At 37.6% G+C, this 9316-nt stretch carries 8 protein-coding genes; 2 read left to right on the top strand and 6 right to left on the bottom strand.

Features of this window, described 5'->3' with window-relative positions:
- Positions 1-494: 494 nt before the first annotated feature.
- Both VB711_RS17440 and VB711_RS17435 read left to right on the top strand, forming a co-directional pair.
- Complete coding sequence (locus VB711_RS17440) at positions 495-890, top strand: BON domain-containing protein (protein ID WP_323287464.1); 396 nt, start codon at positions 495-497, stop codon at positions 888-890.
- Positions 891-1030: 140 nt separating this feature from the next.
- Positions 1031-2995 carry an AarF/ABC1/UbiB kinase family protein gene (locus VB711_RS17435; RefSeq protein WP_323287463.1) on the top strand — a complete coding sequence of 655 codons (1965 nt, stop codon included), beginning with the start codon at positions 1031-1033 and terminating at the stop codon, positions 2993-2995.
- 362 nt (positions 2996-3357) lie between these two features.
- On the opposite strand, the gene VB711_RS17430 is transcribed toward VB711_RS17435, so the two are convergent.
- The 6 genes from VB711_RS17430 to VB711_RS17405 all read right to left on the bottom strand — a co-directional run bounded on the left by VB711_RS17430 (position 3358) and on the right by VB711_RS17405 (position 9190).
- Positions 3358-4008 carry a glycosyltransferase family A protein gene (locus tag VB711_RS17430; RefSeq protein ID WP_323287462.1) on the bottom strand — a complete coding sequence of 217 codons (651 nt, stop codon included), beginning with the start codon at positions 4006-4008 and terminating at the stop codon, positions 3358-3360.
- Positions 4009-4106: 98 nt separating this feature from the next.
- On the bottom strand, positions 4107-5213 hold the full coding sequence (locus VB711_RS17425; protein ID WP_323287460.1) for a class I SAM-dependent methyltransferase: 1107 nt from the start codon (positions 5211-5213) through the stop codon (positions 4107-4109).
- 29 nt (positions 5214-5242) lie between these two features.
- Positions 5243-6049: a beta-1,6-N-acetylglucosaminyltransferase gene (locus VB711_RS17420; RefSeq protein WP_323287459.1), complete on the bottom strand. Its 807-nt coding sequence runs from the start codon at positions 6047-6049 to the stop codon at positions 5243-5245.
- A gap of 130 nt (positions 6050-6179) precedes the next feature.
- Complete coding sequence (locus tag VB711_RS17415; RefSeq protein WP_323287458.1) at positions 6180-7091, bottom strand: LD-carboxypeptidase; 912 nt, start codon at positions 7089-7091, stop codon at positions 6180-6182.
- Positions 7092-7367: 276 nt separating this feature from the next.
- Positions 7368-8135, bottom strand: coding sequence for a hypothetical protein (locus VB711_RS17410; protein WP_323287457.1), 768 nt, complete (start codon positions 8133-8135; stop codon positions 7368-7370).
- Positions 8136-8176: 41 nt separating this feature from the next.
- Positions 8177-9190, bottom strand: coding sequence for a DMT family transporter (locus VB711_RS17405; RefSeq protein ID WP_323287456.1), 1014 nt, complete (start codon positions 9188-9190; stop codon positions 8177-8179).
- Between the last annotated feature and the right edge of the window lie 126 nt (positions 9191-9316).

Raw genomic sequence — 9316 nt, 5'->3', positions numbered from 1 at the left:
CTGCCCCCTGCCCCCTGCCCCCTGCCCCCTGCCCCCTGCCTCTACCACTTCCCCATTTTTACAAAATATAAATTTTTGACCAATAATGTGCCGAATCTCTTTCAAGTTGATAACATCGAATGATATAATGTGGTGCAGCATCATCTACCCTTAAAAAAAGCTGCTTAGACTCTAACCGTTCAGATCGATAAAGAGTTCTTACCATATACCAAGCCCTACTCGTTTGTAGCCACAAAGAAAATTTGATTGGCGCTTTTTTAGAATTGGCTCTTAGACTCAGCCTCTAGAAGTTGTCCCAAATCTGATTTTCAGCAAACTAGCTGTTTGGTTAAGCAATGCTGTTTTTTCGGCTTTAATTGTTCTTTAAAATTCGCTCCTCCAAAGCACACACACCTCCATTAGGTGGTTAGAACATCAATTGTTGTCAGCTTCACAACAGGGTTTTACTCCTGACTCCTGCTATATCGCTTCAAGTACCCACATCGGAGATAAAAATGAACAAATTTATTCCTTTCCTAGTTAGTTGCACTCTCTTAACTGGTGTATTTGGTTGCCAAGAATCTCCAAAAGCTGGTACACAAACACCCAACCCTAGCATTGGTAATACTGCAAAACCAGCATCTAACACCACACAAACCACAGATAAAACTACTAAACTAAGTCCAGTAATTAAAACTACAAGCGACTTAAAAAGCGAAGTTACTCAAAAATTAAAGCAAGGTTTACCTGGTAATAAATTAGAAGTAGAAAACAAAGCCGGTGAAATTATCCTCAAGGGTACAGCCACTTCTCAAGAAGAACTGACAAAAGCTGAAACCTTAGCCAAGCAAGTCAAAGGAGTGAAAACCGTCAAGGTAGAAACAAAACTTGAACCTGCGAAAAAACCCTAATTTCTAGATTTTTGGGTGTAGGGTGAGAATAACTTACCCTTATCCCCTTTCTTTTACTGTCTTTATTTAATAAAATATACAAAAATAGCAACATATTGTTACAATATTTAATAACATACATCTAATTCGGTGGCTTCTTCATGATGGTTAAGACACTTCCCCCTAGTTCTCGATCAAGTTTGGAGGGCGATAATCGCGGTGAAACCGTGATTGAAGTAGTAGCAGAAAATACTACAAACGCTTTGGTGAGAAAATCCCCAAAAGTTTCGGCTGAACCACAGGAAATACTCTACAATCCAGCAGAAATAGCGGCACAATACGCTAATAAACCCTGGCAAGTTTTACGACGGATTTTGGCAGTTTTGCGGCCAACTTTATCTTATCTGTTTGGGTTGTGGTGGGATAAACAACGGGGAATTGCCCTCAAAAATGATCGTCGTCGGGCGATTCAGCTACGAGAATTACTGACACAATTGGGCCCTGCTTACATCAAAATTGGACAAGCGTTGTCCACCAGACCGGATTTAGTACCTCCGGTGTATTTAGAAGAACTAACTAAACTCCAAGATCAATTACCACCTTTCCCCAATGAAATTGCTTACCAGTTTATTGAAGAAGAACTAGGCGCAACCCCAGATGAAATTTATGCCGAAATTTCTCCCCAACCAATTGCAGCAGCTTCTTTAGGACAAGTTTATAAAGGTAAGTTAAAGACTGGTGAAGAAGTAGCTATTAAAGTCCAACGCCCAGATTTACGGGAAAAAATTACGATAGATTTGTATATTTTACGCCGACTAGCTGGATTTGTACAGCAGAAAGTCAAACGGGTACGGAGTGATTTAGTGGGGATTTTAGATGAATTGGGCGATCGCATTTTTGAAGAAATGGATTATATTCATGAAGGGGAAAATGCCGAGCGTTTCTTTGAATTATACGGTCATATCCAGGATGTATATGTGCCGAAAATTTACTGGGAGTACACAAATCGTCGGGTTTTGACGATGGAATGGATTAATGGGATTAAATTAACCCAACCAGACGAAATTGGTAAACTAGGTATAAATGCCCGTTATTTAATCGAAGTGGGAGTGCAATGTTCTCTGCGTCAGTTGTTAGAACATGGATTTTTTCATGCTGACCCCCACCCTGGTAACTTGTTAGCCACTTTCGACGGTAAACTAGCCTATCTTGATTTTGGGATGATGAGCGAGATTAAGCCAGCCCAACGTTATGGTTTAATAGAAGCGATCGTTCATGTAGTTAACCGTGATTTTGACTCTTTAGCCCAAGACTACGTTAAATTAGAATTTCTTTCTCCAGAAACCGACTTAACACCAATTATTCCCGCATTTTCCAGAGTTTTTGCCAATGCTGAAGGTGCGAGTGTAGCTGAACTAAATATTAAAAGCATCACCGATGATCTATCGGCTTTAATGTATGAGTACCCTTTCCGTGTACCTCCCTATTACGCTTTAATTATTCGTTCTCTGGTGACATTAGAAGGGATAGCAATCTATATAGATCCTGACTTTAAAGTTCTGAGTGAAGCCTATCCTTACGTTTCTAAACGACTCTTAACCGACCCCGCAGATGAATTAAGAACATCATTAAAAGAGTTACTATTTAAAGATGGTAAATTCCGGTGGAATCGGTTAGAAAACTTGTTGAAAAATGCCCGTGGTAGTGCAGACTATAACTTTAATTTAGTAATTGATCAGGGAATAGAATTTCTTTCTTCGGAACGCGGTTCATTTATTCGTGACAGGTTGGTGGATGAGTTTATTAATGGAGTCGATGCTGTCAGTAAAAATGCCTTACATAGTTTCACTTATGTATTGAGAGAAAGAGTAGGCTTAACTGCAATTAATGAAGCTCCATCTGCAACGGTTGAACAACAACAGACTTTAGAATATATCAAGCGGATTTTAAATATTCTACAAGAAACTAGAGGTTTTAATCCTGCACAATTAGCTACTCAAGTAGCTCAAATAGTTGTTAATCCACGGGCGCGGAATTTAGGACAACAAATTGCCAATCGCTTTACACAAAAGGCTATAGCTAGGTTAATTCGGCAATTATTAGCATCAGAAGAAAGTCTAGTATAAGGGGAGATTAGGTAAAAGAACTGAGCAGAGGTTATGTTGATAGAATTGAGTCTTTTTTACTAATTCTGTTGGCGTGATCAATTTCTGTCCCGGTTCTTTTTATGCTCTAAACAGTTGAAATATGAAATTTTATCAAATATTGAAATTTCTACACTAATAGGAGTTACGCATTGACAGAATCTATTACATCAGAATGATGAATTTTGTATCTTGTAGGGTGCGTCAGACCCGATAATTAAGCAGAAAACAGATTTTTTCTATCTGACGCACCTCCTTAATATGGGATTCCAAAAGACTAAAACTAGGCAATTGCCTTCATACATATCATCTGTATTTTATACGGTGCGTAACTCCTAACCAATTTACTGATTTTCCAAAACACTCTTAGTAATACTTGTTTCCGCTCGCGTATAAATATAAGTTTCCGGGTGTGTAATATTTTGGGTTTTGAATATTTTTTCTGCCCGTTCCCAAAAATCTGTATCTTCACCATAGGGAATATTATGAAATCCCCCCAATTCAAAAAATACCCGCCTTTTTCCAAAAAATGTAGGACCCAAAACACATTCGCGTAAATTAATAGTTTTACCGGGCTGAAAATAATCAGCTACAAAAATTTCTTCCTCAGAAAAAAATCCACCTTGAATTAAATCAACATCAGGATGTTGTTTTAAATATTCAAGACGTGATTCTAAATGATGAGGTTTATAGGCATCATCACTATCAATAAAAGTTATATATTTACCAAAAGATGCTTGAGTACCCGCATTTTTAGCCAAACCTAATTTTTTATTTCGATGTTTTAGATAACGAATATTATTAAACTTCAGTAAATAAGGATTAACCACTTCAAAAGTATTATCTGTGCTACCATCATCTACTATCAAAAGTTCCCAATCTGCAAAAGTTTGATTAATAACACTATTAATGCAATAATCTAAATATTCAGCGCGATTGTATGTACATAATAGCACACTAATTTCTGGATTAATATCAAAAGTTATAGGACTCATAGCAATCTTAGATTGTAGATAACCTTTAAATTCTATATCATATTCAGTTAATTACTCTTCTCTGCGTCTCTGCGTCTCTGCGTGAAAAAAAAGAAATATCACTTTTGCGCTACAATACAAGTAGCAACAGGATAATCTGGATGAAAAGCATCTAACTCTTCAGATGTCAATTCTTCAGTAGCTATACCATGATAACTAGCGATAACAGTAGTAGGATTACCATAAACATACAACCTTTGTTGAGAAAACTTTTTAAACATCCAGGCAAAAGCATCAGGTAAAGGTCGCCAATAATCAACAGGAGTAGCATGAACTCTAATAGAACTTGGAACCATTGCAAAACATTTACCACCAGGTTTTAACCAAGTATAAATATTTTCTACCACTTGCCAAGGTGCATAACAATGTTCAAGGACATTAAAAATCACGATAGAATCAAAAGATTCAGGTTTAATTATAAATGGATCATGGGCATCACCAACTATATCTATTCCTAAACCTGGTTCTAAATTAAGAATTTGATATGATGTACCTGGGTTCACCTCATAGAAATCTTGATCTTTTGGTATTCCCCCTATTTCTAAAATATTGCCAGAAATTTGCGTTTGAACTTGTTCCAGATATTTGCTAAGATAATATCTATCTACAGGTGTACCTCTGGTTAAACCAAATGCTTGACAAATAGGAACAGCTTTTTTTAAATCACCCCAATCAAGAGAACCTGTTGCAGGAGATATTAAACCCAGCTTTTCTAAATCTTTGACTAAATTACCAAATTGTTCTATATTTTCAATAGTATCTAAATCATCTTTTAATGGATAATCGGAAAATAGTTGAGGCAAAACCTGGTAAGTTTCTTGACTGAGATTACCAAGTTCAAACAACATTTCTTTTTCAATAAAGCTGCGAAATCCCTTACCAAAAATTGTAATTTCCCCATCTGCTAAATATACTATGGCATTTTTAATTAAATGTTGATATTGATTTAGCTCCTTAATTAATTTATCAGAAACCGTAGCGGATTTAATTTGTTGAAATATTTGGTAGCCTTTTTCTAAAGAATGTTCATGAACAAATATTTCGAGTATTGTTAACCAGGATTTGGCAGGAATAATTTCTGCTGTGCGTTGACTCCAAGCGAAAATGGCATATAGATCAGAATCTTCTATCTTTAAAAAGGCATTGCTTAAATATGTTTTGATCATATTATTTTGAATAATTTGTGATTACATTATCATGGGAGCGTCATCGTGTCAAGTTGATCTAGAATATTGCTATCTACATCTATATCAAATTTACGAGCAAAATGGCATGGAGAAGCCAGAAGACTGGGCAAATCTTCCATAACCAGTGTTTTAGGGTGAGCGCCTTTTGTTGACCAATCTACATAACGATAATCATCATTTTTCAAATTAAGATGTGGTGCATTAGCGAGAATAGTTTGAAAATATGATTCGTCTGCAAACATTCGACGACGATAGTGTGATGTCAAGGAATTTTTTTGACTGTGAAACTTAATGATATATTTTGCTGTGCGGTGATTAGCTGAAAACCATTGACTTCCAGCAAAACAGCGAAGTTTTTGAGAAAAAGGAGGAGAAGGTTTACTTAATAATGGATGTCCCCAACGAATAGTGAAATCCTTGAAAAAAGGCAGTGAAAATAAATTCCAACTACAATATCGTCGATAGGCTAACATTTGCCACATAACACTCATTTTGACATTTTCTTGATAAACTTTATATATAATTTCTTGATGATGAATATGAGCATCATATTGACTTAAACTTAAATCAGTTAATATTTGTTTTGCAGTTTTAATTGGATAATCAGTGCCACTAAGCAATATAAACCAATCAGGGGGATTTTCTGACTCATACAAGAGTTTAATAGCCTGAACCGTAGCTTCTACAAGAGAAAATTCGCCCCATGCAGTTTGCAAATGAGGACGAACAAAAGAGACATTTTTCGGTAGAGTATCCACAGACAAATCAGATTTAGAAAAATCATGATGACAGACAATTGGCGGATAATTAAACATTTTGTTCAATTGACCTATTAGCCTGTAAATTTGCTGAGGTTGCCTGTGAGTAAGTAAAACAAAACCTACAGATACAGTCATCTTAATTAAATTCTCCCTTTACTCTTCTGCGTCTCTGCGTGAGACAAAATTATTTAATCGCCAATATGCCCTCTTCTCCATCTAAAATCACTTCCATACCCACAGGTAAAGCTGCATTAGGGGTATCATGACCAAATGGTAAATCGGAGACAATGGGAATACCTAAATCACCCAAGCGATCGCGCAAAACTTCTTCTACAATAAAACTAGGAACATTGGGTGAAGCTTCACATTTACTAAAACCCCCTAAAACTATACCACGAACTTTAGACAACATTCCACTTAACCGCCACTGAGTGAGCATCCTATCAATGCGGTAGGGTGCTTCCGTCACATCTTCCCACGCTAAAATTATCCCGTCAAGATTGGGTAATAAATGTGTTCCCAAAAGATGGGTAGCTACTGTGAGATTACCGGGCAGCAACATACCATTAACCACACCACCACCCCAACCGCAACCTTTAAGAGGTGCAAGGGGACGACCTTCTAATAAATCAAATAATCGCTGTATTGACCAGTCTGGTTCATTTGCCAAAGTGGTAAGTACGGGGGCGTGTATGCTGGAAATACCTGCTGTATAAAGACTCCATAACAAAGCGGTAATATCAGAAAAGCCTATTAACCACTTTGGTTGATTTACTTGCCAATGCCAATTTTCTAAAATCCGGGTACTACCAAAACCACCCCTAGCGCAGATAATACCACGACAATCAGGATCTTGCCAAGCGGCGGCTAGTTGCTGAGTGCGGTGTGCGTCTGTACCGGCCAGATAACCCCATCTATCATTTATATTAGGGCTAATTTCGACATTATAACCGCGCGATCGCCAAATTTCTATCCCTTGTTCAAAGGACTGTCGTTCTCGCAAAGTGCCACTAGGGGCAATTACCTTTAATAAATCACCAGGTTTTAAGGGGTCTGGGACAATTTTTGCTTGGGTATTTTTTGCTGGGAATGTCATCAATTATGAAATTTAAGGTTAAGTGAACACCACATCATAATTAACCTGATATTTATAAATCACTCCTGTTAATCTCATTCATAATTGCAACTTTACAGGTTTCTTGTCAATATTCTGATTACTCCTATCCTACTCTTAAATTGCCTAAATTTTTAATAACGAACCACAGAGGCACAGAGAACACAGAGAAAAAACATGAGTAATTTTGGAGTGGGAAGGGAGTAAACAATTTGCTTATCCTAGAACCCTTGTAGAGACGAGAATTTTCGGAGATGTTTATTGTAAATTTTCCGGTAAAGTCTGCGTTTCTGCTACGATACGGAGGCGCTTAATTTGATCTAAAGCATATTCTGCTGTTGCTTGCACTTCCGGGTCTGTATCTTCTACTGCATACCGCAACATCTGACTCATTTGCGTCATCATATCATAAATCCGTACTAAATCACGGATAGCATTTTGCCTGACTTCTGGACTTTTATCTTGTATAGAAATTGCCAAAGCCCGGTTAACTGGTTGCAGTGTATGGATAGTAATTTCTGCTAAAGCTGATAAAATTAAACTATGTTGTTGAGAATCTGCATTGATCATCAATTCTAGCAAAGGTTCAATTGCCCGCGAATCTCCTTCCTCTCCTAAATTCCAAATAGCTTTAGACCGCTTACTTGGGTCAATATTCTGTAAGTCCTGAATTAATTCTTTCATCTTTCTAATCTGTCTCATTTCGTCAACGACGTTAAGTTGAGGGACTAGAGAAGTTGTAGTTGATGGTATTATTTTTGTTTGTGGAGGTGTCTTAGATATACTTAAAACTTGCTGATGATTATTTGTAGGATTTTTTTTGATAAAATATAAAATTACACCCCCACTTCCTAAAATCCCCAACCCCAAAAGTGACCACCAGATAAAATTTGTTTTGCTATCTGGGGAATTGATGGAATTAGTTTTACTGACTGAAACTCCATTATTAGCTGTAATAGCATGAGTTGAGTCTAAACCCAGGTAAAAACAACAGCTAAATATTAAGATGAGATATTTAATAGACAATAGGTAATTTTTTCTCATCCTCAATTGTATGAATGTTAGGATTAAATTTCTGGTTCAGATTGTCTCACAGATAGGGCAAGTTCTGGTTCTAAAATTGGTGGCTGTGTAGTGTGGTTTTTTCCTAGTAGATTATCGCGTTGGTTGATTAAATAAATACTAATTAAAGTGAAAAATACTCCTATCCATTGCAGGGGTGTGAGGACTTCTGAAAGGAAAATATTTCCAAATATTAAGGCAAAGACTGGAGTAAGAAAGGTGAGTGAACTTAAACTGGTGAGATTTCCACTGGAGGCAAAATAAAAGAATAATCCGTAAGCGATCGCACTCCCAAATATTGTCGCATAACTTAAAGCTATCCATTCCGATGTTGCCAGATTTTCCCACTGTCCGCTTTCCACAATGGCAGAAATTCCCCACAACGGCAACCCAGCGAAAATTAAATGCCAACCTGTGGCTATTACTGGGTCAACATATCTACACACAAACCGGATCATCACTGTTCCGACAGCCATTGACAAGGCTGCTAATAACATCAGCCATTCACCACTAGCAAATAATTGTTGCCAATTAGCGGTAGTGATTTGTACCCCTGAGTCGAAAAGATGAAAAATCCATTCTGCCGGTAAGCCGATTAAACTAATGCCTGTAACCCCCAATCCTAAACCCAACCAGCCCCAAAAACCAATATGTTCTTGAAACAACCACAGGGAAAGTAAAGCCACAGCCAAAGGTTGGGAGTCTATCATTACCGAACCCAAACCGGCGTTAATTCTCACTAAACCTTCTGCCAAAAAGCCTTGAAATAGCGCCCCGTCAACTAAGGCAAAAAATCCTATCCACACCCAGGCTAACCAACTTTTAGGTTGGGGTCTACCCATAAAAGCCGCAGCAATCAAAATTAATATACCCGCAGGTAGCGATCGCACTCCCGCCATAAATAACGGTGTAGTATGAGGTATCACCCCTTTCATAGCTACCATGGCCGTTCCCCAGAGAAAAAAGGGAGCAATTAGTAGTAGAGACGCTGCGGGGGATTTAGAACCACTCAGTTGCATGGGCTAACTAGGTTTTTGGTAGATGTATTTTTCAGGAGGCAGGAGGCAGAAGGCAGAAGGGGCTTTCTTAAAGGGGTGATTAAAACCCACCTCTAATTGAAGACAGCCAGAAATGTATTATATTTT

This window comes from Cronbergia sp. UHCC 0137, assembly GCF_034932285.1.
In the GTDB taxonomy this organism is placed as follows: Bacteria; Cyanobacteriota; Cyanobacteriia; order Cyanobacteriales; family Nostocaceae; genus Cronbergia.
The sequence above is the reverse complement of the archived record's forward strand: the minus strand, read 5'-3'. Positions and strand labels throughout refer to the sequence as shown.